Genomic DNA, 24,890 nt, shown 5'->3' with positions numbered 1-24,890 from the left:
CACCCGATCGGGCAGTGGATCCGCCGTAGTGTGCGGCCTTTTCTACGACTAATGTTGAAAGGCCCTGATGGGCGGCGGTGAGGGCAGCGACCATGCCGGCGGCGCCGCTGCCGACCACGACGACGTCGTACTCCTGTCCTGTCATGTAGAACACGTTATAGAATTGCCCCGCCGCAGAACAACTGGCCCGGTCGGATCAATGCGAGCGGACTACGAGGGGAAGTAGCCAGAATGCTCAGTGTCGACGTGCGTGACGTGCTCGCTGCCGACCTGGCGGAGGCCGAGCGCAGCCGCGTCCCGATCGCCCCGCTGACCACGGCCAACCCCGATATCGACGTCGTCGACGCCTACGAAATTCAGCTGATCAACATCCGCCAGCGCGTCGCGGAGGGCGCCACGGTGATCGGTCACAAGGTGGGGCTGTCAAGCAAGGCGATGCAGGAGATGATGGGCGTCGACGAGCCCGACTACGGGCACCTGCTCGACGAGATGGCTGTCTTCGAGGACCGGCCGGTGCCCGCGGGCAGATATCTCTACCCGCGGGTCGAGGTCGAGGTCGGCTTCGTATTGGCCGACGATCTGCCGGGGGAGGGTTGCACCGAGGACGACGTGCTGGCCGCCACCGCCGCATTCGCTCCCGCCATCGAACTGATCGATACTCGTATCAGGGACTGGAAGATCAAGCTGTGCGACACGATCGCCGACAACGCGTCATCGGCCGGCTGGGTGCTTGGCGAAGCGCGGGTGTCGCCCAAGGACATCGACATCCAGAGCATCGACGCGGTGTTGACCCGAAACGGTGAGGTGGTCGCCAAGGGCCGCAGTGACGCCGTGCTGGGAAACCCCGTGACGGCCGTGGCGTGGCTGGCCCGCAAGGTGGACAGCTTCGGCGTGCGGCTCAAGGCAGGCGACATCGTGCTGCCCGGGTCGTGCACCAAGGCGTTCGACGCCAACCCCGGAGACGACTTCGTCGCCGACTTCGACGGGCTGGGTTCGGTCCACCTGTCGTTCGAATAGAGAACGATCGAACAAGAGAAGAGGACATATGCCTTCGAAGGCATCCGTCGCGATCGTCGGATCGGGCAACATCAGCACCGACCTGCTGTACAAACTGCTGCGGTCGGAGTGGCTGGAGCCCCGCTGGATGGTCGGCATCGATCCGGACAGCGAGGGTCTTGCCCGCGCCCGCAAGCTCGGACTTGAGACCAGCGCCGAGGGTGCCGACTGGCTGCTCGGTCTCCACGAGAAGCCGGACCTGTTGTTCGAAGCCACCAGCGCGTATGTGCACCGTGACGCGGCCCCGAAGTACGCAGAGGCCGGCATCCGCGCCATCGATCTGACGCCGGCCGCCGTCGGGCCCGGAGTCATTCCGCCTGCGAACCTGCGTGCACACCTCGAAGCGCCGAACGTGAACATGGTCACCTGCGGTGGCCAGGCCACCATCCCGATGGTCTACGCGGTGTCCCGCGTCGTCGACGTGCCGTACGCCGAGATCGTGGCGAGCGTGTCGTCGGTTTCGGCAGGACCGGGCACCCGGGCCAACATCGACGAGTTCACCAAGACCACCAGCAAGGGAGTGGAGACGATCGGTGGCGCGAAACGCGGCAAGGCGATCATCATCCTCAACCCCGCCGATCCGCCGATGATCATGCGCGACACCATCTTCTGTGCGATCCCCGAGGACGCCGACCACGACGCGATCGCACAGTCGATCCGCGACGTCGTCGCCGAGGTGCAGACCTACGTCCCCGGCTACCGGCTGCTCAACGAGCCGCAATTCGACGAACCGTCCATGGTCAACGGTGGAAACCACGTCGTCACCACGTTCGTCGAAGTGGAGGGTGCGGGCGACTATCTGCCGCCCTACGCTGGAAATCTGGACATCATGACCGCGGCGGCGACCAAGGTCGGCGAAGAGATCGCCAAAGAGAGCCTGTCTGCCACCGCGGGAGGAGGCCAAGCATGAGTACTGACGACATCTATTTCAACCCCATGTGGGACATCCGGATGACGGACACGTCGCTGCGCGACGGCTCACACCACAAGCGCCATCAGTTCACCAAGGACGAGGTGGGCGCGATCGTCGCGGCGCTGGACGCCGCGGGTGTTCCGGTCATCGAGGTCACTCACGGCGACGGCCTCGGCGGGTCGAGCTTCAACTACGGCTTCTCCAAGACGCCCGAACAGGAGCTCATCAAGCTGGCGGCGGAGACCGCCAAGGAATCCAAGATCGCGTTCCTGATGCTGCCCGGTGTCGGCACGAAGGAGGACATCAAGGAGGCGCAGAACAACGGCGGCTCGATCTGCCGGATCGCGACCCACTGCACCGAGGCCGACGTGTCGATCCAGCACTTCGGGCTGGCCCGCGAACTCGGCCTCGAGACCGTCGGCTTCCTGATGATGAGCCACACCATCCCCCCGGAGAAGCTGGCCGCCCAGGCCCGCATCATGGCCGACGCCGGCTGCCAATGCGTGTACGTCGTCGACTCCGCGGGTGCACTCGTCCTCGAGGGCGTGGCCGACCGCGTCTCGGCTCTGGTGGCCGAATTGGGATCGGATGCTCAAGTTGGTTTTCATGGCCACGAGAACCTCGGCCTCGGCGTCGCCAACAGCATCGAGGCGGTGCGGGCAGGCGCCAAGCAGATCGACGGGTCCTGCCGCCGGTTCGGCGCGGGCGCAGGCAACGCGCCCGTCGAGGCGCTGATCGGGGTATTCGACAAGATCGGCGTCAAGACCGGCATCGACTTCTTCGACATCGCCGACGCCGCCGAGGAGGTCGTCGCGCCCGCGATGCCCGCCGAATGCCTGCTCGACCGCAACGCGCTGATCATGGGCTACTCCGGGGTCTACTCGAGCTTCCTCAAGCACGCCATCCGGCAGTCCGAACGCTACGGTGTGCCCGCGCACAAGCTGCTGCACCGCGCGGGTCAGCGCAAGCTCATCGGCGGCCAGGAGGACCAGCTCATCGACATCGCGCTGGAGATCAAGCGCGAACAGGACGCGGGTCAGCCGGCCTGAGCGCAACCCGTGAGAGTGCCCAGGCACTACTCGAACAGCTGGCCGGTCCGGACGCCGTTCTGCGCGACGACCAATGGCGGGCCATCGAAGCCCTGGTCGTCGACCGCAGGCAGGCGCTCGTCGTGCAGCGCACCGGATGGGGCAAGTCAGCGGTCTACTTCATCGCCGCCAAGCTGCTGCGCACGGGAGGGCGTGGCCCGACGGTGATCGTGTCGCCACTGCTGGCGCTGATGCGCAACCAGGTGGCTGCCGCGCAGCGGGCCGGTGTGCGGGCGGCCACCATCAACTCGAGCAACATCACCGATTGGCAGGATGTGCACCGCGCGGTGGCTGCGGGCGATCTCGACGTCCTACTCGTCAGCCCGGAACGGCTCAACAATCCGGATTTTCGGGACGAGGTGTTGCCCGCGCTGGCCCGTGACGCCGGGCTCGTGGTCATCGACGAGGCGCATTGCGTGTCCGACTGGGGCCACGACTTCCGACCCGACTACCGGCGCATCCGTACGTTGATCGCCGAACTCGGCGACGGCATCCCGGTGCTGGCGACCACCGCCACCGCCAACGACCGCGTCGTCGCCGACATCAGGAGCCAACTGGGTGTCGGCGGCCGCGAAACCGTCGTGCTGCGCGGCGGACTGGACCGTCAGTCGCTGCGGCTGTCGGTGGTCGACGCCGGTAACGCCACCGCACGCGCGGCCTGGCTGGTCGCCAACATCGAATCATTGCCGGGCTCGGGCATCGTCTACACCCTGACCGTGGCGCAGGCCAACGACGTCGCGAGCATGCTGCGCGAACTCGGCCACACGGTGGCGGCCTACTCCGGCGCCACCGAGGCGGCCGAGCGCGAGCAACTCGAACTCGACCTCCTCGCGAACCGCGTCAAGGCGCTGGTCGCGACATCCGCCCTCGGAATGGGTTTCGACAAACCCGACCTCGGATTCGTCGTTCACCTCGGCGCTCCGCCGTCACCGATCGCCTACTACCAGCAGGTCGGTCGCGCGGGCCGGTCCACCGAACGCGCCGAGGTGGTGCTGCTGCCCGGAAAGGAGGACCGTGACGTCTGGCGCTTCTTCGCATCGGTGGCATTTCCCTCCGAAGGCATGGTGCGCAACGTGATTCGAGCGCTGGCGCCCGACCGAGCCCAGTCGACGCCGGCCCTGGAGACGCTGGTCGACATGGGCCGCACGCGACTGGAGATGGTGCTCAAGGTCCTCGACGTCGACGGTGCGGTCCGGCGCGTCAAAGGCGGCTGGATCGGCACCGGTCAGGACTGGGTCTACGACGAAGAGCGCTACCGCAGGCTGGACGAAGCGCGTACCCGCGAGCAACAGGCGATGCTCGACTACGTCGAAACGACCGACTGCCGAATGACGTATCTGCGCACACAACTCAACGATCCGGAGTTGGTCGACGGCGAGCGCTGCGGCCGATGCGACAACTGCACCGGCGCTCGGTACGACGCCCACGTCGACGACGTGGCTGCCGCGCAAACCCGGGCCCGGCTGATGCGACCCGGAGTCGAGATCACGCCGCGTAAGCAGTGGCCGTCGGGACTGCAGAACCTCGGAATCGACTTGAGCGGCCGCATCTCCGACGGTCCCGCAGCGGGCCGGGTCATCGGCAGGCTGACGGATCTGGGCTGGGGTGCGCGCCTGCGTGCGGTCCTTGACGAGCCCGACGGTGAGGTGCCGGATGACGTGGTGCGTGCGGCGGTGGACGTGCTGGCGGCGTGGGAGTGGGAGACGCGGCCCGCTGCGGTCATGGCACTCGATTCCGAACGCCACCCTCAGTTTGTCGCATCATTAGCGCGCCGGCTCGCCGAATTGGGTCGGCTTCAGCATCTGGGCACGCTGCGATATCACCCTCGACGCCGCCCCGCGACGGCTGCCAACTCGGCCTACCGGGTTGCTGCGCTGGACGGGTCGTGGGAGGCACCGGCGCTGCCGCCCGTTGACGGTCCGCTGTTGCTGGTCGACGACTTCACCGACACCGGCTGGACGCTGACGATGTCGGCCCGTGTGTTGCGGCAGGCCGGCGCGCCGGTGGTGCTGCCGTTTGCGGTGGCCAGCCTCAGCTAGCGCGGTCACCCGCTAGCGCGGCTAACCACCTTTTTCGCCGCGGCTGTTTAGCGGTGCCTGCATTCGGGAGATAGGCCTGGGTGTGCGACCGCCTGACAACGGGCGTTCACTCGGCAGAAGGAGCAATCTCATGACCTCAGCGGTGACACGTGTCCGGCGGACCGTATTCGGAGCCCTTGCAGCAGGCGCGGCCTGCGCGACGCTGGGCGTTCCGGCGGCAAGCGCCGACCCGGAAGACAGTGCGCCTGCGCCCGCTGCGACCGATGACTGCAACGCCGCCACCCTGGCATCGACCATCAGCACGGTGACGACTCAGCTGTCGACATATTTCGCGGCTCATCCCGACGCCAACCAGGCGCTGATCGACGCGACGCGTCAGCCTGCGTTCATTGCGGTCGGTCAGTTCGAGGACTACACCGACGCACACCCTGATCAGGCAGACCAGATTCGCGCGATCCAGGCACCTCTCGCTGCGTTCAAGGACCGCTGCGGTATGCAGGTCTCGCCGACCGACGCATTGACGGTGCTAGCAGACCTCTAGCTATCGAACACCGGCTTGGTCCCGCCGAGCCGGCTGGTGAGGATGTCGGCTGTGGCCGTGAGCGCGCGGGCGCGCTTGACGATCTCCGCGTCGGTCAAGGCCCGGCCGATCTGCAACGACACCACCATCACCTGGCGCTGATGGTGGTCGAAAACCGGCGCCGAAATGACGCTGATATCGAATCGGATGGGACGGCGCTGTCCCTTGGACGGGTTCTCACTTCGTAGATGAACTCGCTCGCCGATGTCGGCGATCAGCTCGCCGAGTAAGGCCTGCAGTTCGTCGGGAAGGCTGTTCGACATACCCGACATCAGCGCGTAGAGCCGCCGTCCGCCCGCCGTCAGACGCTCGACGAGGTAGCCCGCCCTGCGGCATTCGTCGACGACGCGGTCCATTCGCTCGCCGTCGGTGCGCAGCGGGATCGTGGGCTCCCTGGCCAGCCAGTCGCGCAGCGCGACGTCGTCCCACAGCACGAACATCAGGCCGACCGGCGGGGCGAACGGATAGCTCTGCCCGACCCGAACACCGACGTCGGCGCCCGGCGGACCGACGAGTTCCAGCACGGTGATGCGGTCGTCGATCACCGCGGACAGCGCGGCGGTGGTGCCGGATGTCGCCGACAGCCTGCGTAACTCCGCCCTCGCGGCCGGGTCCACCCTCAGCGATTCCTGTGCGGTGTGACCGAGCGCGATCAGCGCCGGACCCAGTCGGTAGGTCTTGTCCCCGGAGTCACGCACCAAGTAGGCGCAGTCGGTCAGCGTCGTGACGATGCCCAGACAGGTCGGCTTGCTCAGGCCGAGGCGGCGGGCGAGTTCAGAAACCCCGAACCGGCCGTGTGGATGGCGGGCCAGGAAATCGAGGACGGCGACCACGCGCTCGGTGGGCGGGGACGCCCGACCGGATGACTCTGCCACTACCATGTCAAAAATGTACCTGCGCGTTCCAAATATCGAACGATTTAGCGGTGCGACGTTGACGGAAATGAGAACACGTTCTAGTTTCTAGGGGTGTACTCACAGCCACTTGCCGAGGCGATCGCCGAGGCCGAGCGCTTGGTCGCTGCCGCTCCGTTCATCGAATCCGAGGCCGACTTGACCGAAGGCCTGCAGTACCTGGCGGGCTGCATCGCCGGCTGCACCCACCTGGCCTTCCACTACGACCGCGACCATCCGTTCATGCAGTCCGGCACCGGCCCGTTCACCAAGATGGGACTCGACAACCCGGACACCCTCTACTTCGGCACCCGCGTTCAACCCGGCCACGAATACGTCGTCACCGGCACTCGCGGCACCACAACCGATCTGAGCTTTCAGATGCTGGGCGGCGAGTACACCGATGACAACGTGCCCGTCAGTCAGGCGGCGTTCGACGACCGCGAACTCGACATCGCACCCGACGGCACCTTTGAGTGGCGAGTGACGCCGAACAGTCCGTCGCAGTTGCTGGTGCGCGAGGTGTACAACGACTGGTCCGCGCAGCGTGGCTACGTCAGCATCGCCAGGACCGACACCGCGGGCACCGCGCCGCCCCCCTTGACCCGCCAGCTGATCGAGAAGCGGTACGCGGTCGCCGGAAAGCAACTCGTGCAACGGGTGAAGACGTGGCTGCAATTCCCGCAGTGGTTCTACAACACTCTGCCGGTGAACACGATGGTCGCACCGCGCCTCACCCCGGGAGGGTTGGCCACTCAGTACTCGTCGGTCGGGCACTTCGATCTGAACCCCGATCAGGCCCTGCTCATCACGCTGCCGGTCACCGACGCGCCATATCTCGGATTTCAGCTCGGCAGCCTCTGGTATATCTCGCTGGACTACATCAACCACCAGACGTCACTGAATGGCACTCAGGCACAAGCGGATCCGGACGGCAAGATCCGGATGGTGATAGCCGATGCGAATCCGGGCGTGACCAACTGGGTGGAGACGCTCGGCCACCGCAAGGGCTACCTGCAGTTCCGCTGGCAGCGGCTGTCGCGCGAACTCACCGAGGCCGACGGCCCGACCGTTGAACTGCTCGACATCGACAAGGTGGCGGGCGCGTTGCCGTACGTCGAGTCCAACAAGATCTCCGATGAAGATTGGCGCGCGCGAATCGCCCTGCGTCAGAAACAGATCGGCGACAGGATGGTTGCATGATGCTCAAAGACAAAGTGGTGGTCATCAGCGGTGTCGGTCCGGCACTGGGCACCACGCTCGCGCGGCGATGCGCGGAAGCCGGCGCCGACTTGGTGCTGGCGGCGCGGACCGTCGAACGCCTCGAGGATGTCGCCAAGCAGGTCACCGACATCGGGCGCCGCGCCGTGACGGTGGGCACCGATATCACCGAGGACGCGCAGGTCAGCAACCTTGTCGACGAGACACTCAAGGCATACGGCAAGGTAGACGTGTTGATCAACAATGCCTTTCGGGTGCCCTCGATGAGGCCATTGGCCAACACCAGCTTCGACCACATGCGCGACGCGATCGAGCTGACCGCATTCGGTGCACTGCGGATGATCCAGGGCTTCACCCCGGCACTCGCAGAGGCCAACGGATCGATCGTCAACGTGAACTCGATGGTCGTACGGCACTCGCAGGCCAAGTACGGCGCCTACAAGATGGCCAAGTCGGCCCTGCTGGCGATGTCCCAGTCTCTGGCCACCGAGCTCGGCGAACAGGGAATCAGGGTGAACTCGGTTCTGCCCGGCTACATCTGGGGCGGAACGCTGAAGGGCTATTTCGAGCACCAGGCCGGCAAGTACGGCACGACCGTCGACGACATCTACAAGGCGGCGGCGGTCAACAGCGACCTGAAGCGGCTGCCGACGGAGGACGAGGTGGCCTCCGCGATCCTGTTCATGGCGAGCGATCTGTCCAGCGGCATCACCGGCCAGGCGCTGGACGTGAACTGCGGGGAGTACAAGGCATGACGGCTCCTCGCACCGATCCCGGCACCGTAGAGGACTTGCTCGCCTCGGCGACCAAGGCCTGCGGGCTTGACGACTTCGGCTCCGACGACGATGACTATCGCGAGGCGCTCGGCGTTCTGCTCGAGTCCTACCGACGCGACGCCGATCTCACCGAGATGGGCAGCAAGATGAACCGCTTCTTCGTCCGCAATGCGCTGGTCGCGCGGCTACTGGCCGAGGCGGCGTGGAAGCAGTACCCGCAACACGCAGACGTGCGTATCGAGCGGCCGATCTTTGTCACCGGTCTGCCGCGCACCGGAACAACGGTTCTGCACCGACTGATGAGCGCTGACCCGCGACACCAGGGTCTCGAGTTGTGGCTCGCCGAGTTCCCACAGCCACGGCCCCCGCGCGAAACCTGGTCGGAAAACCCGGTTTTCCGCGAACTCGATGCCCGATTCACCCAAGCGCACAACGAGAATCCCGACTACACCGGCCTGCACTTCATGACCGCCGACGAGGTCGAAGAGTGCTGGCAGCTGCTGCGCCAGTCGCTGCACTCGGTCTCTTACGAGACGCTGGCACACCTGCCGACGTACTCGCGGTGGCTGGCTGGGCGGGACTGGATCAAACCCTATGAGCGACATCGCAAGAACCTTGCGCTGATCGGGCTCAACGAGCCCGAGAAGCAATGGGTGTTGAAGAACCCGAGTCATCTGTTCGCGCTCGACGCGTTGATGGCCGCTTACCCCGACGCGTTGGTGGTGCAGTGCCATCGGCCGGTGGAGACGATCATGGCGTCGATGTGCTCGCTCGCCCAACACACCACCGAAGGGTGGTCGAACAGCTTCAGTGGAGAGTTGATCGGGCAGGACGCGATGGAGACGTGGTCACGCGGCCTCGAGTTGTTCACCGCTGAACGGGCCAAACATGATTCAGCGCAGTTCTATGACATGGACTACTTCGATCTCATTTCTGAACCGGTCCGCACCGTCGAGGCGATCTACCGGCATTTCGGCATCGAAATGACCGATGAGGCCAGGGCGGCCATGCACGCGAGCGACGAAGAGAGCAAGCAGGGTCCGCGTGCGCCCAAGCACACCTACTCGCTCGAGGACTACGGGCTGACGGCCGACGCGGTCAAGGAGCGCTTCAAAGGGCTGTAACTAGCCGTCGCCTGGCGGCGGGGCGCTGGATTTCTCCTCCAGGACACCCTCGGCCACAGCGTGTTTGATGCTGTCGGCCAGCTTCGGGCAGGAGCGGGCGCGCGCGGGCTCACCGCCGGACTGCCGTACCTCGGTGAAGTACGCACAACGCTGGGCCGCTTCGGAGTTCCACTGGACCGACGTGTGCGCGGGACCCAGCTTCTTGACGCTGACCGACACGTGGCAGAACCGGCAGTCGACGGACACCAGACCGGAGTTCAGGTAGCGCTCCCTGTCCCGTTGCGTCGCCCTGCGAACGGCGGCCGCACGATCCGGGTCCGACGCGAAATCCGGTGCCTTCGACCATGACCCGCTCGACTCGACGTCGGCGCCGTGAGCATGGTCGTCGTCGTGCGCGCCGTGCAGGGCCAGCATCGCCCGGGCCAGATCGTCGACGTCGGCGGGGCCGACAGTCCGGCCTGGGTCCGGCGTCTGCTGTCTGTCCCGCGGGCTCATGATGACGGCTGCTCGGCCTTTTCTTCCTCTTCGGCCTGCACCTTGAGGTTCTCTTCCACCTCGACGTTCCACTTCTCGTTGGCGGCGGTGGTGTCGATCTCGATCTCGAAGCGGTCCGTCATATCCGGTGACACGTCGGCGACGTCGACGTAGAACTGCTGGTACCAGCGGCGCATCTGGTACACGGCGCCGTCCTCCTCGACCAGCAGGGGATTGTCGATGCGGGTCTTGTGCTTCCAGATTTCGACGTCCTGCAGGAAGCCCTTGCTGACGCCCTCGGTGAACGTCGTCGCAAGCTTCTCGGTGGTCTTCTCGTCGAGCCCCTTGGGCTTTTCGACGATGACGCCCCACTGCAGCACGAACGAATCCTGGCTGACCGGGTAGTGGCAATTGATCAGGATCGACTCGGCCTTGAAGCCCCCGTAGTTGTTGTGCAGCCAGTTGATCATGAACGACGGGCCGAAGTACGAGGCTTCGGAGTCCAGATGCGCCTCGCCGTAGGAGGTGCCGAGGTCGTTCACGTCCGGCCGACCGACGTTGTGCAGGTACTGCGAGGCGATGTGGCCCTCGAAAACGTTCTTGAAGTACGTCGGCAGACCGAAGTGGATGTAGAAGAAGTGCGCCATGTCGGTGACGTTGTCGATGATCTCGCGGCAGTTGGCGCCCTCGATCAGGATCGAGTTCCACTTCCAGTCGGTCCACCCGTCGTCGGCGAACTCGGGGATCTCGGGGATCCGGACCTCTTCTTGCGGGGGGTTGCCCTCGTGGTCGTGCCAGACGAACAGCAGTCCGCCGCGCACGTCGGTGGTCCAGGCGCGGGTGCGGGCCAGTCGCGGTGTGCGCTTGGCGTACGGCACCAGCTTGCACTTGCCATCGCCACCCCAACGCCAGTCGTGGAACGGGCAGGCCACCTCGTCGCCCTTGATGGTGCCTTGGGACAGGTTGCCGCCCATGTGCCTGCAGTAGCCGTCAAGCACCTTCAACTCGCCTTGCGAGTCGGCGAAGACCACCAACATGGTGCCGAAGATCTCGATGCCGTGCGGCTTGCCGTCCAGGTAGTCCTTCACCGGGCCCAGGCAGTGCCAACCGCGTGCGTACCGGTCCGGCAGCGCACCGGTGTCGATTTCGCGAATGCCGCTGTGAGCCGTATCAGCCGTCACGTCGCGCCTCCCGTCCTTGCTCTCTAACTAGAACACGTTACAGTTTTTCCCGGTGACCGCGCAAGGTAAACGGCATCTACCTGCGGTATATCTAGACGATGCCGCTGTTCACGTTCGAAGGCCGCTCGCCGACGGTCGATCCGGGAGCGTTCATCGCACCCACTGCGACGCTGGTCGGCGACGTTCGCGTCGAAGCGGGCGCCTCGGTGTGGTTCAACGCCGTACTCCGCGGCGACTTCGCCCCCATCATCGTCCGCGAAGGCGCCAACGTGCAGGACTGCTGCGTGCTACACGCCCCACCAGGCATTCCGGTCGACATCGGACCAGGGGCGACGGTCGCCCACGGCTGTGTCATCCACGGCGTGCACATCGGCGCCGAGGCGGTGATCGCCAACCATTCGACGGTGCTCGACGGCGCGGTGATCGGTTCCCGCAGCTTGATCGCGGCTCATTCACTGGTGGTCGGCGGCACGAAGATCCCCGACGAGGTCGTCGCGGCGGGTTCGCCGGCCAAGGTCAGGGGACCCGTTGCGGGCACCGGCGCGCAGATGTGGGTGGACTCCAACCCCAAGGCGTATCGGGACCTGGCCCGGCGCTATGCCGAGGGATTGCGCGAGATCACCGAGCCGGGAACGCCCTAGATCTTTCGGGCGCTCTTGGTGGCGGCGTCGAGTTCCCAGTACGCGCGCAGCGCGACCATCTGGCCCTCGTCGTTCACCCGGTAGGTGAAAACGCCCTCGGCGACGACCTCGTACCCGCCTGACCGGATGACGATGTTGCCGACGTTGGCTTCGTCGTCGCCGCACTGATAAGTCTTGGTGAAGTTGAAGGTCAGCTCGCTCGGGGCGATCGCCATGTCATAGAACTTGGCAATTGCCTCTTTGCCCCTGTGCCCCTTGCCTTCCGGGTCGAAATGCGATGGTCCGATCGGATCCTCGACGACGGCGTCGTCGGCGAACACCGCCAGCCAGGCTTCCTTGTCACGGGCCACCGCCGCCTCGCGCGACCGCTTGCCCGCCAGGTGGACGGGAGAGTCGGTCATCAGTCCTGCCAACCCGAGTGAATGTAGGTGTCGGCGAACCGCTTCACCGAATCCTGCTTCGCCGCCAGCGGCGCATCGAAGCCCAGGCCGTCGAATACCCACGGCATGACGATGTTGTCGGTGACTCCCGCCTCCGCCAGTTCGCGGTGGCCGTCGACACCGAACTTGTCGATGCAGACGGCCTGGTACTCGAACGGCTCGTCGGCCCGGCCGTTTTCGGCGAGCAGCTTCTTGATCTTGCCGATGATGTCGGCCAGCTCGGCTCCGGTCAGCATCGCGCTGGTCCAGCCGTCGCCGACCCGCGCCGCCCGCTTCAATGCCACGTCGGTGTGGCCGCCGACATAGAAGGGCACCGGCTCGGTCGGGGCGGGGCTCATCTGCAGCCGGTCGAAGTCATAGAACTCGCCGTGGAACTCGACCATGCCGCCGCCGAGGACGAGCTTGATCACCTCGATCATCTCGTCGACCCGTTTGCCGCGCTTGGCGTAGGGCTGGCCGCACCACTCGAACTCTTCGGGCGCCCAACCGATTCCGATCCCGAATCCGAAGCGGTTGTTGGTCAGGTTCGCCACCGACCCGACCTGGCGAGCCATCAGCAGGGGATTGCGGGACCCGAGCTTCATCACGTTGGTGTAGAACCGCAGCGTCGAGGTGACGGCGCCCATCGCGCCCGCAGCGATCAGCGGGTCGACCCACGGGGTGTTCTCGTCCCACATCCGCGAGCCGTCGGGTGTGTATGGATAGTCGGCCGCCTGCTTCTCCATGTAGAAGATCGAGTCGGGCAGCGCGATGTTGTCGAATCCGGCCTCCTCGACCGTCTTCGACAACGCGACAAGCTGGTCGACCGGGCACATCGGCACCGCGCAGGTGTATTGCATTTTGCTCACGGTTTATCGACCGGCTTGTCGGAGGAAACCACCCACATCGAGTAATACTGCGAGCCGCCGCCGTAGGCATGGCCGAGGGCCTTGCGGGCTCCTGCCACCTGATGCTCGCCCGCCTTGCCCATCACCTGGATGGCCGCCTCGGCGAACCGGATCATGCCCGATGCGCCGATGGGATTCGACGACAGCACGCCGCCGGACGGGTTGAACGGGATACGGCCACCAATCGCCGTCTCGCCGGCCTCGGTCAGCTTCCAGCCCTCGCCCTCCTGGGCGAACCCGAGGTTCTCCAGCCACATCGGTTCGAACCACGAGAACGGCACATAGACCTCGGCGACGTCGATCTCGTCGATCGGTGACGTGATACCCGCATCGCGCCATAAGGCGGCCGAAGCGTCGCGGCCGGCCTGAGGGTTCACCTGATCGCGACCCGAGTACGCCAGCGGCTCGGTGCGCAGTGCGGTGGCGTGCACCCACGCGACGGGGTGACCGTCGGCGACGCGGCGATCCGCGATCTCCTCGTTGCCGATCACCAACGCGCAGGCGCCGTCAGATGACGGGCAGGTCTCGTCGAAACGGATCGGGTCCCACAGCATCTGGGACCCCATCACCTTCTCCAGGGTGATGTCCGGCTGATGCAGATGGGCAAGCGGGTTCTTCGCACCGTTGAGCCGGTCCTTGACCGCCACCATCGCGCCGATATGCGTCGGCGCGCCCGAGCGCCGGATGTAGCTGCGCACGTGCGGGGCGAAGTAACCACCCGCGCCCGCACCGACCGGCTTGGTGAACGGCACCGGAATCGACAGTGCCCACATCGCATTGGATTCCGACTGCTTCTCCCACGCCATCGTCAGCACGCGCTTGTACTTGCCGGACTGCACCAAGCTCGCGGCGACAACCGCGGTCGACCCACCGACCGAGCCCGCGGTGTGCACCCGGATCAGCGGCTTACCGGTGGCGCCCACCGCGTCGGCCATGAACAGCTCGGGCATCATCACGCCCTCGAAGAAGTCGGGTGCCTTGCCGACGACCACGGCGTCGATGTCGGCGAATGTCGATCCGGAGTCGGCCAGCGCCTTGTCAATGGCCTCGCGAACCAGGCCGTTCATCGAGACGTCTTTGCGCTTGGCGACGTACTTCGTCTGCCCGGTGCCCAGGACGGCTGCCAGTTTGCCTGCCATCTACTTCCCCTCCATGACCGCGACCAGATTCTGTTGCAGCGCCGCCCCGCTGGTGGCGTGCGCCAACACTCGCTGCGCGGAGCCGTCGAAGATGTGCCGGGCCGCGAAGCCGATGCGCTCGAGGCCCGTCGAAAACATCGGGTTGGCGGCCAGCGCGCCACCGGACGGGTTGATCTTCGTTGAAGCACCAAGCCCGATGGCCTCGGTGAGAATCAGCTGCTGATGGGTGAACGGTGCATAGAGTTCGGCGACGTCGATGGAACCGCTGTCGGCACCCGTCGCGGCCGAGGCGGACGCCGCTGTGGACGGTGACGTGGTCAGGTCGCGGGCGCCGAGGACCGGCGTCTCGATGCGGTGCTCGATGCCGGTGATCCAGGCCGGGTTCTCCCGCAGTTCCCTAGCCCGGTCGCCGGCGGCCAGCACGATCGCCGATGCGCCGTCGGTGATCGGCGCAATGTCGTGGCGACGCAACGGATCTGCGAAATAGGGCCGGGCGAGCAGTTCGTCGATGCTTTTGGCGGGCTTTTCCGAATCGGTGCGCTCGGCAACCGCGAAGGAGTCCAGCGCCACCTGCGCCATCTGCTCGGCGGTCCACTTGCCGGAGTCCAGGCCGAACCTGGCCTGGAGGCCGGCCGTCGACACGGCATCGGGCACCAGCGGTGCCACCGTGTACGGGTCGGTCTGCATCGCAAGCACCCGACGCAGCACGCCCGCGCTGGACTTACCGAAGCCGTAGACGAGCGCCGTGTCGACCGAACCGGTGAGGATCTTGATGTAGGCCTCGTAGAGCGCCCATGCGGCGTCCATCTCGACGTGTGATTCGTTGATCGGTGGGACGGCGCCGATGGAATCGATCGCAGAAAGGAACGAGAACGCCCGCCCGGCAAGGTAATCCGAGGATCCAGAGCACCAAAACCCGATGTCGGTCTGCTCGATGCCGAGGTCGGCGTACAACTCGGCGAAGCATGGCATCAGCATCTCGACGCCGTTGGTGGTGCCTTCGGTGCGGCGCACATGCGGGGCATGCGCAAAGCCGACAACAGCTACTTCAGTCACGGAAGAAGAATCCTCACTGGTGGTGCTTATAGGTTTCGTAGTCGGCGTCGGGCTCGCCCGTCGGCCGGAAGTAGTCGATGTTGTCGATGCCGAGCCCCCACTCCTCGCGGGGTTTCCACACCGCCTCGACCCGCATTCCCATCCGCACATCGGCCGCGTCGATCTCGGTCACCAGGTGCAGGAACGGGATGTCGGCGCCGTCGAGCAGCACGTAGGCCGCAACGTACGGCGGCTTGATGCGCTGGCCGGCGAACGGGATGTTGATGATCGCGAACGTCGTCACGGTTCCCTTGTCCGGCAACTCGATGTACTCGTCGAGCTGCTGGCCCGTCGCGGGGTCGGCTTCCCGGGCCGGGAAGTACACCTTTCCGCCGCTACCTGTTCGCGCGCCGAGCAGCTTGCCCTCCTCGAGCGCGCGAAGGAACGCGCTCTCGGGAACGGATGCCGTGTGCTGGATCTCGATCGTGGTCGGGACGACGAGCATGGTCACCGGGTCTCGGTCGTCGTCTGCCGCGTCGGGCACATCTTCGGGCTGGTCTCCGAGCGCGAAGTAGGCGATGTCGGTGATCGCGCCGACGGGTTCATCGACCCAGTGCACGTGCACCCGGGCCCCGGTGCTCATCTCGGCGACCGAGCCTGCGTCGACCGCATGAAGCAGCGGGGTGTCGGCACCGTCGAGCTTGACCAGCGCCCACGCGAACGGCCGATCGAGCGGTTGGCCCTCCAGAGGTTCGGGCTGCCACGACCAAGACACCACGGTTCCGACGCTGGCCACCGGTACGATCTCGGTCAGCTCCTCGTAGGTGACGGGGTCATACTCTGCAGGCGGGACATGCACCCGACCATCCGAACCGCGTACGCCGACGATGCGCCGCCCGCGCAGGGCGGTGAAGAACTGGCTGAGGACGGGTCCTACTGAACGGGTGTAGTCGAACGACAGTCTCAGCGGCGCCGAAAGGGGCGGCTGATGCGTGTCGATCTGCACCGGGCTGCTTGGGCTGGTGGTCACGGCATCGAGTAGAACAGGTTCTAAGAATGGTTTCAAGGACGGGTCGGAAGGCGGTCTAAATGAAGCTCGGATTGCAGCTCGGATATTGGGGTGCCCAGCCGCCCGCAAATGCACCCGAACTGGTCGCCGCGGCCGAGGAGGCGGGCTTTGACACCGTGTTCACCGCTGAGGCGTGGGGCAGCGACGCCTTCACGCCGTTGGCCTGGTGGGGTTCGGCGACCAGCAGGCTGCGGCTGGGCACCTCTGTGGTGCAGCTGTCCGCGCGCACCCCTACCGCATGCGCGATGGCGTCGCTGACCTTGGATCACCTCTCCGGCGGCCGCCACATCCTCGGGCTGGGCGTGTCAGGCCCGCAGGTCGTGGAGGGGTGGTACGGCCAGAAGTTCCCCAAGCCGCTGGCCCGCACCCGCGAATACGTCGACATCATCCGGCAGGTCTGGGCACGCGAGAAGCCGGTGACGAGCGACGGCCCGCACTACCCGCTGCCGCTGGTGGGCGAGGGCACCACCGGGTTGGGTAAACCGCTGAAGCCGATCACCCACCCGCTGCGCGCCGACATCCCGATCATGCTGGGCGCCGAGGGCCCGAAGAATGTGGCGATGGCCGCCGAGATCTGCGACGGCTGGCTGCCGATCTTCTACACCCCGCGGATGGCCGACACCTACAACGAGTGGCTCGACGAGGGCTTCGCCCGTGCCGGCGCTCGGCGCAGCCGCGAGGATTTCGAGATCTGCGCGACGGCCAACATCGTCATCACCGACGACCGCGCCGCCGCGTTCGCCGCGATGAAGCCGTACCTGGCGCTGTACATGGGGGGAATGGGCGCCGAGGACACCAACTTCCACGCCGACGTGTATCGCAGGATGGGCTACGCCGACGTGGTCGACGACGTGACGGCGTTGTTCCGCACCGACCGCAAGGACGAAGCGGCATCGGTGATCCCCGACGAGTTGGTCGACGACGCCGCAATCGTCGGTGACCTCGATCACGTGCGCGAGCAGATCAAGGCGTGGGAGGCCGCCGGTGTCACCATGATGCTGGTGACCGGCCGCGACGCAGATCAGATCCGCGAGCTCGCCACCTTGATCTAGCCGACGTCGGTTGCGTCGCCGAACGTCATGTCCGCGTTGGCGATCGACATGCAGGCGAACGCCTTCTTGGGTAGCCCGAGCGATTCCAGCTCCGTGGCGATCGGGTGATCGCCCAGCTTGATGGAGGCGCCTCGGATGCGGGCGCGGAATCCCGACGACAGCTGTTCGGCGGCGGTCTCGCGGGTCCTGCCGTCCAGGCTGGTGTAGGTGAGCAGCGATTGCGGTTTCGACGGCATCGGCACGGGCAGCCCTCGGCCGATCTCCATCTCGGCGACAAGCGATCCATCGACGCTGACATCGAACGCGAACGGATTGCCGTCTCGAACGGTGAAGTCCGCCATCACCTTCGGGTATCCCCAGATCTGTCTGCCCGCCTCCAGCGTGAAGGCCCCGTCGACCGTCATGCGGTGCACGAAGGTGCCTGCCGTGCCGAATCCCCGCAGCCCGCGAACGTCGCTTCCCGGTGGCTGCACCATCGCGCAGAACGAGAACTCGTTGTACTGCCCGAGATCGCAGTCGACGAACCGGGTCAGAAGAAGATTGATCGCAGCGCGGCCCGGCCGGAGCTCGAAGACGCGCAGCCCGCTGTAGTCGATGAGACGCTGCGCCGCGTCCGCATCGACGGCGAACATGGCGCTGTGCACATCGGCCTTGCGGACCCTGATCGGCATGGTGAGCACGGTGCCGGCGACGGTGTGCTGGGACTCAGGCATGCACGACACTGTAGTTCGGCTACGGCGGCAGCTGGGCGCCGATCTTGTGCGCCAGGTCGACGGCGGCGTTGTCAGCGTCCTGGCCTATCAGCGCGAGGACGGCGACCTGCACGGTGTTCGAGCGACCGCCGGCCGGGAATTCGACCATGCCGCTGGCGAGGAAGCGCATGCCGTCGGGGCCGGGTGTGCCGACCTCGGGAAACCCGGGTTCGGGTGGGGCAAGCGTGCCGTTGATCGCGGTGCCGGGGTTGCCGATCTCCGCGGTGACCGACTCGTAGCTGTCGCGGTTCTCCCAGGTGCAGGCGGGCATCTCGGGGTTGGCGCCCAGCGGCTTGCCCTCGATCGGGTTGCCGAGCAACTTGGTGATGTCCTCGGCGCTGATCAGCTTGCAGGCGTCGATGCCGGCCGCGGCGGGAGCGGCGCTGGACTGCGACGACCCGAAGGCGGGAGACTTGTCGTCCGACTTACCGCATCCGGCAAGTCCGACGGCCGTTGTGAGTACGACGACGGCGACGGTGGCCCTGCTGGCGGGCATGCCGAATCACCGTAACGCAGATGAGCCGGTTGACGGGTCGTCTAGATTCGCTTATCAACCGATGGAGGCAGGCATGACCGACACCAGACCAGACGTTGACCTGACCGACGGCGACTTCTACGCCGGCGACTCCCGATCCGTCTACAAGTGGATGCGCGAGAACGAACCGGTATTCCGGGATCGCAACGGGCTTGCCGCCGCCGCCTCGTATGCGGCCGTCATCGAGGCCGAGCGCAGTCCCGAGCTCTTCTCCAACGCGGGCGGCATCCGACCCGACCAGCCGGGCGTCGAGATGATGATCGAGATGGACGACCCGCAGCACCTGCTGCGGCGCAAGCTCGTCAACTCCGGCTTCACCCGCAAGCGCGTGAAAGACCTTGAGGGATCCATCATTTCACTGTGCGATACGTTGATCGACGCGGTTTGCGAACGCGGCGAATGCGACTTCGTCTGGGATCTCGCCGCACCGCTGCCGATGGCGGTCATCGGCGACATGCTGGGCGTCCGTCCCGACGAGCGAGAGATGTTCCTGCGTTGGTCCGACGACCTCGTCGGCGCGTTGAGCAGCACCGCGGATCCCGAGAAGATGCAGATCACGATGGATGCGTTCGCGGCGTACAGCGAGTACATGATGGGCATGATCACCGAGCGCAAGGCCGAACCGACCGACGATCTCGTCAGCGTCCTGGTGCACGCCGAGGTCGAAGGGGAGAAGCTAGAGGACCACCAGATCGTCACCGAGGTGCTGCTCCTGTTGATCGGCGGCGACGAGACCACCCGCCACACGCTGTCGGGCGGAACCCGACAGCTGTTGCGCCACCCCGATCAGCATCAGCGTCTCATCAACGACCTGGGCCTGCTGGCCAACGCGATCGAGGAGATGCTGCGCTGGACCGCCCCGGTGAAAAACATGGCCCGCACCATCACCGCCGACACCGAGTTCCATGGCACCCGACTCAAGGAGGGCGAGAAAATGATCCTGCTCTTCGAGTCCGCCAACTTCGACGAGACGGTGTTCTCCGATCCCGAACGGTTCGACATCACCCGCTATCCCAACAACCATCTGGCGTTCGGCTTCGGCACCCACTTCTGTTTGGGGAACCAGCTTGCCCGCCTTGAGCTTTCATTGATGCAGGAGCGGCTGCTCAAGCGGTTGCCGGACCTGCAGCTGGCGTCCGACGCGGACCTGCCGCTTCGTCCGGCCAACTTCGTCAGCGGCCTGGAACAGATGCCGGTCAAGTTCAGCCCGACAAAGCCCCTCAACATCTAGCGCCCAAGCTGCGCACCCGGGTCACCGGTCGACGAACACCACGTTCGACTCGATGGGATTGCGTGGCACGTGTATTGCATTGCCCGGAAAGGTGGGGTCCGGGTAGCCGACGGCAAGGCCGCACAGGATGCGCATGTCGTCGCTGATGTTCAACTGCTCGCGAACGACCTCCGGGTAGCCGGCGATCGACACCTGCACACACGTCCCGAGTCCTCGAGCCGTCAATGCCAGCAGCAGGGTCTGGATGAACATGCCGACGCCCAGTGCGTCGACGTAGTCGAGATCGCGGTGCATGCATACGATTCCGGCAACCGGCGCCCTGAAGAACTCCCAGTTGCGCAGCACCGCAATGCGTCGGGCCTCGGCGTCGTGACGGGGAATGCCCATCGACCCGTACACCAGCGCCCCGAGGTCGCGACGCATGTGTGCGAAGGACTCCGGCAGCACCGGCACAGCCGGTGACTCGACCGCCGCCACTTCGAGCAGGGCTTCGACGAGCCGGTCGCGGCCCGGGCCCGTTGCGAGCACCAGCTGCCACGGCTGGATGTTGGAATTCGAGGGCGCCCGCATCGCGAGCGTCAGTGCCTCCTGAATCAACTCGGGCGGCACGACCTTGTCCCGGAGAAACATGCGGGTTGAATGCCGCTCGTTGATCGCCTGTTCCAGGTCATTCATGATGGCCTCTCGACTAGATATACCAGTCGAAACGATTTCAACAAGCGTTTAATTCCGGGCCGCGAAGCGGCGTGTTTCGGAAGTCATTTCATCTGGAAATTGGGCGCGCGCTTCTCCTTGAAGGCCAACGGGCCTTCCTTGGCGTCGTCCGAGATGAATACGCCGATGCCGATCTTGGTGTCGATCTTGAAGGCGTCGTTCTCGTGCATGCCCTCGGTCTCGTGGATCGTCTTCAGGATCGCCTGCACCGCGAGCGGACCGTTGTTGTTGATCACCTCGGCGATCTCCATGGCCTTCTCCAGTGCCGAACCGTCGGGGACGACGTATCCGACCAGCCCCATCTCCTTGGCCTCGGTCGCGGTGATGTGCCGTCCGGTCAGCAGCAGATCGCATGCCACGGTGTAGGGAATCTGGCGGACCAACCGGACCGCGGAGCCGCCCATCGGGTACAGGCTCCACTTGGCCTCGGAGATGCCGAACTTTGCGCTTTCGCCGGCGATGCGGATATCGGTGCCCTGCAGGATCTCGGTGCCGCCCGCGATGGCGGGTCCCTCCACGGCCGCGATCAGTGGCTTGGTCAGCCGGCGGCCCTTCAGCAGCGCGTCGATGCGCGACGGGTCGTAGCTACCGTCTTTGAACGAGTCGCCCGGCGGCTTGGCCGTCGCAGCCTTGAGGTCCATGCCCGCGCAGAAGTAGCCGCCCGCCCCGGTCAGGATGCAGCTTCTGATTTCGGGATCGTTGTCGACGCGGTCCCAGGCCTCGACCATGATCGAGAGCATCTCGGTGGAAAGCGCGTTACGTGCCTCCGGGCGGTTGAGCGTCAGGATCAGCGTGTGTCCGCGCTGCTCAATGAGGGCGTCGGGGCCCTTGTCGGGATCGCTCACGGATGTCCGCCTTCCTGCATCGATGCCACAGACTTGTCACGAAATGTAACACGTTCTAGTTTGGTGTCCGTGGCCCTGAACATTGCAGACCTCGCCGAGCACGCCATCGATGCCGTGCCAGACCGCGTCGCCCTGATCTGCGGCGACGATCAGCTGACCTACGCGCAGCTGGAAGAGAAGGCCAACCGCCTCGCGCACTACCTGATCGATCAGGGTGTGAAGAAGGACGACAAAGTCGGCCTGTACTGCCGCAACCGCATCGAGATCGTCATCGCGATGCTCGGCATCGTCAAGGCGGGCGCTATCCTGGTCAACGTCAACTTCCGCTATGTCGAGGGCGAGTTGAAGTATCTGTTCGAGAACTCCGACATGGTCGCGTTGGTGCATGAACGCCGCTACGCCGACCGGGTCGCCAATGTGTTGCCCGAGACGCCGAATGTCACGACGATCCTGTCGGTCGAAGACGGCAGCGACGATGACTATCAGCGCTACGGCGGTGTCGAGTTCTACGCGGCACTCGAGAAGGGCTCACCCGAGCGCGATTTCGGCGAGCGCAGCGCCGACGACATCTACCTGCTCTACACCGGCGGCACCACCGGCTTCCCCAAAGGCGTGATGTGGCGCCATGAAGACATCTATCGGGTGTTGTTCGGCGGCACCGATTTCGCGACGGGCGAGTTCGTCTCCGGCGAGCACGACCTCGCCAAGGCCGCCGCTGCGAATGCGCCGATGATCCGGTACCCGATACCGCCGATGATTCACGGCGCTACCCAGTCGGCGACCTGGATGTCGGTGTTCTCCGGCCAGACAACCGTGCTGGCACCGGAATTCGACGCCGACGAGGTGTGGCGGACAATCGAGAAGCACAAGGTGAACCTGCTGTTCTTCACCGGAGACGCGATGGCGCGTCCGCTACTCGACGCCTTGACGACGTTGCACGATGTCGGCCACGAACCCGACCTTTCGAGCTTGTTCCTGTTGGCGAGCACGGCCGCGTTGTTCTCCACGAGCATCAAGGAGAAGTTTCTCGAACTGCTGCCGGAGCGGATCATCACCGATTCCATCGGGTCTTCCGAAACTGGTTTCGGGGGCACCAGCATCGTGGCCAAGGGTCAGTCGCACACCGGCGGGCCGCGGGTGACAATCGACCAGCGCACAGTCGTTCTCGACGAGGACGGCAACGAGGTCAAGCCCGGCTCCGGCGTGCGCGGACTGATCGCCAAGAAGGGCAACATCCCGGTCGGCTATTACAAGGACGAGAAGAAGACAGCCGAGACATTCAAGACCTTCAACGGCGTTCGCTATGCGATCCCCGGCGACTACGCCGAGGTCGACGCGGACGGCAGCGTCACGATGCTCGGCCGCGGGTCGCAGTCGATCAACAGCGGCGGCGAGAAAATCTACCCCGAGGAAGTCGAGGCCGCACTCAAGGGCCACCCCGACGTGTTCGACGCGCTGGTGGTCGGCGTGCCGGACGAGCGCTACGGCAACTGTGTCGCCGCGGTCGTACACCGCCGTCCCGGCACCAACCCGACCCTCGCCGAGCTGGACACGTTCGTGCGTCAGGAGATCGCGGGTTACAAAGTGCCGCGAAAGGTCTGGTGGGTCGACGAGATCCACCGCACCCCTGCGGGCAAGCCCGACTACCGCTGGGCCAAGGACACCACCGAAGAGCGTCCTGCCGACGACGTCCACGCCAAACATGCGGGGGCGAGCACGTAGATGCACACCGATCTGTGTGACCGCTTCGGCATCACCTACCCGATCTTCGTCTTCACCCCGTCGGAGAAGGTGGCGGCCGCGGTCAGCAAGGCGGGCGGTCTCGGCGTGCTCGGCTGCGTCCGGTTCAACGACCCCGACGAACTCGAGGGTGTCCTGAACTGGATGGACGAGAACACGGAAGGCCGGCCCTACGGTGTCGACATCGTGATGCCCGCCAAAATCCCGACCGAGGGCACGTCCGCCGATATCAACAAGCTGATCCCCCAGGCGCATCGCGAGTTCGTCGACAAAACGCTCGCCGACCTCGGGGTGCCTCCGCTGCCCGACGACGAAGAGCGTTCCGCAGGGGTGCTCGGCTGGCTGCATTCGGTTGCCCGGTCGCACGTCGAGGTCGCGCTCAAGCATCCGATCAAGTTGATCGCCAACGCGCTGGGCTCACCGCCCAAAGACGTCATCGACCAGGTGCACGGGGCCGGTGTCCCGGTTGCCGCGCTGGCGGGCAGCGCCAAACATGCGCAGCGTCACGTCGACAACGGCGTGGACATCGTTGTCGCACAGGGGCATGAGGCGGGCGGCCATACCGGCGAGATCGGCTCGATGGTGCTGTGGCCGGAAATCGTTGACGCCCTTGCTGGCCGGGCTCCGGTGCTTGCCGCGGGCGGCATCGGGACCGGGCGGCAGGTCGCGGCCGCGCTCGCGCTCGGCGCGCAGGGTGTGTGGATGGGGTCGGCGTTCCTGACGTCGGCCGAGTATGACCTCGGCGTTCGCACCGATGCAGGCACGTCGGTGATCCAGCAGGCGCTGCTCGGCGCGACATCCAGTGACACCGTGCGGCGGCGCATCTACACCGGCAAGCCCGCGCGTCTGCTGAAGAGCCGGTGGACGGATGCCTGGGATGCGCAGGACGCGCCCGAGCCGTTGCCGATGCCGCTGCAGAACATCCTCGTCAGCGAGGCGCACCAGCGGATGAGCGAGTCGGCCGATCCGAGCGCTGTCGCGATGCCCGTCGGTCAGATCGTCGGAACAATGAACGAGATCCGGCCGGTCGCCGACATCATCGCCGAGTTGGTTCAGGGCTTCGAGGACGCGACCCGCAAACTCGACGACATCCGGGGGGATTAGCGCGTCTACAGTCGGGTCATATGACCATCGACGTCTGGATGCAGCACCCCACCGTTCGCTTCCTCGGCCACGACATGCTCGCGTCGCTGCGGCGCTGGACCGGCGGCGCGATGCCGCAGAAGGACTCCGGGTGCCGATCGAGGCCACGGTTGCATCGATGGACGCCGCCGGGGTGGACTTCGGACTGCTGTCGGCATGGCGCGGGCCCAACGGGCTCGATTTGGTGTCCAACGACGAGGTTGCCGCGTGGGTCGCCCAGTATCCCAACAGTTTTGCCGGTCTGGCGACCGTGGACCTCGACAACCCGATGGCGGCCGTTCGCGAATGGCGTCCGAATTGTTCACGACGCGATCGGTCCGCC

Annotated in this window: 26 protein-coding genes and 1 pseudogene; 14 read left to right on the top strand and 13 right to left on the bottom strand. The window is 65.7% G+C overall.

The features are described 5' to 3' along the window. Positions 1-145: FAD-dependent oxidoreductase (locus tag QOJ24_RS13190; protein ID WP_526261824.1), on the bottom strand; the 145-nt coding region annotated here is incomplete at its 3' end. An 86-nt stretch (positions 146-231) separates the two neighbouring features. On the opposite strand from QOJ24_RS13190, the gene QOJ24_RS13185 reads away from it, so the two are divergent. The 5 genes from QOJ24_RS13185 (at position 232) to QOJ24_RS13165 (ending at position 5,637) form a co-directional block, all read left to right on the top strand. Beyond that, on the top strand, positions 232-1,017 hold the full coding sequence (locus QOJ24_RS13185) for a 2-keto-4-pentenoate hydratase (RefSeq protein WP_526261803.1): 786 nt from the start codon (positions 232-234) through the stop codon (positions 1,015-1,017). Between the two features lie 28 nt (positions 1,018-1,045). Further along, positions 1,046-1,966 carry an acetaldehyde dehydrogenase (acetylating) gene (locus QOJ24_RS13180; RefSeq protein WP_526261801.1) on the top strand — a complete coding sequence of 307 codons (921 nt, stop codon included), beginning with the start codon at positions 1,046-1,048 and terminating at the stop codon, positions 1,964-1,966. Continuing rightward, positions 1,963-3,018: a 4-hydroxy-2-oxovalerate aldolase gene (gene dmpG, locus QOJ24_RS13175; RefSeq protein ID WP_526261799.1), complete on the top strand. Its 1,056-nt coding sequence runs from the start codon at positions 1,963-1,965 to the stop codon at positions 3,016-3,018. The genes QOJ24_RS13180 and dmpG overlap by 4 nt, the downstream gene beginning before the upstream one ends. Beyond that, positions 3,015-5,096 (top strand): RecQ family ATP-dependent DNA helicase, encoded by a 2,082-nt coding sequence (locus tag QOJ24_RS13170; protein WP_526261822.1) that lies wholly within the window; start codon positions 3,015-3,017, stop codon positions 5,094-5,096. The genes dmpG and QOJ24_RS13170 overlap by 4 nt, the downstream gene beginning before the upstream one ends. Positions 5,097-5,226: 130 nt before the next feature. After that, positions 5,227-5,637, top strand: a complete 411-nt coding sequence (locus QOJ24_RS13165; RefSeq protein ID WP_526261798.1) for a hemophore-related protein — start codon at positions 5,227-5,229, stop codon at positions 5,635-5,637. On the opposite strand, the gene QOJ24_RS13160 is transcribed toward QOJ24_RS13165, so the two are convergent. Then, positions 5,634-6,557: an IclR family transcriptional regulator gene (locus QOJ24_RS13160; RefSeq protein WP_526261797.1), complete on the bottom strand. Its 924-nt coding sequence runs from the start codon at positions 6,555-6,557 to the stop codon at positions 5,634-5,636. The two genes, QOJ24_RS13165 and QOJ24_RS13160, sit on opposite strands and share 4 nt — an antisense overlap. An 87-nt stretch (positions 6,558-6,644) precedes the next feature. Here QOJ24_RS13160 and QOJ24_RS13155 point away from each other — a divergent pair, with 87 nt between their 5' ends. Genes QOJ24_RS13155 through QOJ24_RS13145 form a run of 3 tightly spaced genes read left to right on the top strand, consistent with a single transcriptional unit; the run spans position 6,645 to position 9,690 of the window. Continuing rightward, entirely contained in the window at positions 6,645-7,772 is a 1,128-nt protein-coding gene (locus QOJ24_RS13155; protein ID WP_526261795.1) for a hypothetical protein, read from the top strand. Then, positions 7,769-8,545: an SDR family NAD(P)-dependent oxidoreductase gene (locus tag QOJ24_RS13150; protein WP_526261794.1), complete on the top strand. Its 777-nt coding sequence runs from the start codon at positions 7,769-7,771 to the stop codon at positions 8,543-8,545. Before QOJ24_RS13155 ends, QOJ24_RS13150 begins: the two co-directional genes overlap by 4 nt. After that, on the top strand, positions 8,542-9,690 hold the full coding sequence (locus QOJ24_RS13145; protein ID WP_526261792.1) for a sulfotransferase: 1,149 nt from the start codon (positions 8,542-8,544) through the stop codon (positions 9,688-9,690). Before QOJ24_RS13150 ends, QOJ24_RS13145 begins: the two co-directional genes overlap by 4 nt. Here the strand turns inward: QOJ24_RS13145 and QOJ24_RS13140 are convergent, their stop codons facing one another. Together QOJ24_RS13140 and QOJ24_RS13135 are read right to left on the bottom strand one after the other, a co-directional pair. Continuing rightward, positions 9,691-10,185 carry a hypothetical protein gene (locus QOJ24_RS13140; RefSeq protein ID WP_526261790.1) on the bottom strand — a complete coding sequence of 165 codons (495 nt, stop codon included), beginning with the start codon at positions 10,183-10,185 and terminating at the stop codon, positions 9,691-9,693. Continuing rightward, a complete protein-coding gene (locus QOJ24_RS13135) occupies positions 10,182-11,345 on the bottom strand; it encodes a 3-ketosteroid-9-alpha-hydroxylase subunit A (protein ID WP_526261789.1) in 1,164 nt (387 codons plus the stop codon). The genes QOJ24_RS13140 and QOJ24_RS13135 overlap by 4 nt, the downstream gene beginning before the upstream one ends. A gap of 98 nt (positions 11,346-11,443) precedes the next feature. Between QOJ24_RS13135 and QOJ24_RS13130 the strand changes: the two genes are divergently transcribed. Continuing rightward, positions 11,444-11,986: a gamma carbonic anhydrase family protein gene (locus QOJ24_RS13130; protein ID WP_526261787.1), complete on the top strand. Its 543-nt coding sequence runs from the start codon at positions 11,444-11,446 to the stop codon at positions 11,984-11,986. On the opposite strand, the gene QOJ24_RS13125 is transcribed toward QOJ24_RS13130, so the two are convergent. Genes QOJ24_RS13125 through QOJ24_RS13105 form a run of 5 tightly spaced genes read right to left on the bottom strand, consistent with a single transcriptional unit; the run spans position 11,983 to position 16,517 of the window. Next, entirely contained in the window at positions 11,983-12,387 is a 405-nt protein-coding gene (locus QOJ24_RS13125; RefSeq protein ID WP_526261785.1) for a nuclear transport factor 2 family protein, read from the bottom strand. The two genes, QOJ24_RS13130 and QOJ24_RS13125, sit on opposite strands and share 4 nt — an antisense overlap. Continuing rightward, positions 12,387-13,265, bottom strand: a complete 879-nt coding sequence (locus QOJ24_RS13120) for a TIGR03619 family F420-dependent LLM class oxidoreductase (RefSeq protein ID WP_526261820.1) — start codon at positions 13,263-13,265, stop codon at positions 12,387-12,389. Before QOJ24_RS13120 ends, QOJ24_RS13125 begins: the two co-directional genes overlap by 1 nt. A 5-nt stretch (positions 13,266-13,270) precedes the next feature. After that, entirely contained in the window at positions 13,271-14,452 is a 1,182-nt protein-coding gene (locus tag QOJ24_RS13115; protein WP_526261783.1) for a thiolase family protein, read from the bottom strand. After that, positions 14,453-15,538 (bottom strand): beta-ketoacyl-[acyl-carrier-protein] synthase family protein, encoded by a 1,086-nt coding sequence (locus QOJ24_RS13110; RefSeq protein ID WP_526261818.1) that lies wholly within the window; start codon positions 15,536-15,538, stop codon positions 14,453-14,455. Beyond that, positions 15,522-16,517, bottom strand: a complete 996-nt coding sequence (locus QOJ24_RS13105) for a Zn-ribbon domain-containing OB-fold protein (protein ID WP_526261781.1) — start codon at positions 16,515-16,517, stop codon at positions 15,522-15,524. Before QOJ24_RS13105 ends, QOJ24_RS13110 begins: the two co-directional genes overlap by 17 nt. A gap of 59 nt (positions 16,518-16,576) precedes the next feature. On the opposite strand from QOJ24_RS13105, the gene QOJ24_RS13100 reads away from it, so the two are divergent. Continuing rightward, entirely contained in the window at positions 16,577-17,608 is a 1,032-nt protein-coding gene (locus tag QOJ24_RS13100; protein ID WP_526261779.1) for an LLM class F420-dependent oxidoreductase, read from the top strand. Here the strand turns inward: QOJ24_RS13100 and QOJ24_RS13095 are convergent. Both QOJ24_RS13095 and QOJ24_RS13090 read right to left on the bottom strand, forming a co-directional pair. Continuing rightward, positions 17,605-18,321, bottom strand: a complete 717-nt coding sequence (locus QOJ24_RS13095) for an acetoacetate decarboxylase family protein (RefSeq protein ID WP_526261777.1) — start codon at positions 18,319-18,321, stop codon at positions 17,605-17,607. The genes QOJ24_RS13100 and QOJ24_RS13095 overlap by 4 nt on opposite strands. A 19-nt stretch (positions 18,322-18,340) precedes the next feature. Then, positions 18,341-18,856, bottom strand: coding sequence for a hypothetical protein (locus QOJ24_RS13090; protein WP_526261775.1), 516 nt, complete (start codon positions 18,854-18,856; stop codon positions 18,341-18,343). Positions 18,857-18,929: 73 nt separating this feature from the next. Here QOJ24_RS13090 and QOJ24_RS13085 point away from each other — a divergent pair, with 73 nt between their 5' ends. After that, on the top strand, positions 18,930-20,126 hold the full coding sequence (locus tag QOJ24_RS13085; protein ID WP_526261773.1) for a cytochrome P450: 1,197 nt from the start codon (positions 18,930-18,932) through the stop codon (positions 20,124-20,126). Between the two features lie 21 nt (positions 20,127-20,147). On the opposite strand, the gene QOJ24_RS13080 is transcribed toward QOJ24_RS13085, so the two are convergent. Beyond that, a complete protein-coding gene (locus QOJ24_RS13080) occupies positions 20,148-20,801 on the bottom strand; it encodes a nitroreductase (RefSeq protein ID WP_526261771.1) in 654 nt (217 codons plus the stop codon). Positions 20,802-20,884: 83 nt separating this feature from the next. Further along, positions 20,885-21,685, bottom strand: a complete 801-nt coding sequence (locus QOJ24_RS13075) for a crotonase/enoyl-CoA hydratase family protein (protein WP_526261769.1) — start codon at positions 21,683-21,685, stop codon at positions 20,885-20,887. Positions 21,686-21,748: 63 nt separating this feature from the next. Between QOJ24_RS13075 and fadD19 the strand changes: the two genes are divergently transcribed. The 3 genes and pseudogenes from fadD19 to QOJ24_RS13060 all read left to right on the top strand — a co-directional run. Further along, the gene (gene fadD19, locus QOJ24_RS13070) at positions 21,749-23,407 is read left to right on the top strand and encodes a medium/long-chain-fatty-acid--CoA/3-oxocholest-4-en-26-oate--CoA ligase (protein WP_526261767.1); all 1,659 of its coding nucleotides are present in this window, start codon (positions 21,749-21,751) and stop codon (positions 23,405-23,407) included. Next, positions 23,408-24,529 (top strand): NAD(P)H-dependent flavin oxidoreductase, encoded by a 1,122-nt coding sequence (locus tag QOJ24_RS13065; protein ID WP_526261765.1) that lies wholly within the window; start codon positions 23,408-23,410, stop codon positions 24,527-24,529. A gap of 20 nt (positions 24,530-24,549) precedes the next feature. Beyond that, a pseudogene (locus tag QOJ24_RS13060) lies at positions 24,550-24,860 on the top strand (amidohydrolase family protein); the annotation flags it as partial. Positions 24,861-24,890: the final 30 nt, after the last annotated feature.

This window comes from Mycobacterium sp., from assembly GCF_032159775.1.
In the GTDB taxonomy this organism is placed as follows: domain Bacteria; phylum Actinomycetota; class Actinomycetes; order Mycobacteriales; family Mycobacteriaceae; genus Mycobacterium.
Note: the sequence above shows the minus strand (reverse complement) of the source record. Positions and strands in the feature narration are given on the sequence as shown.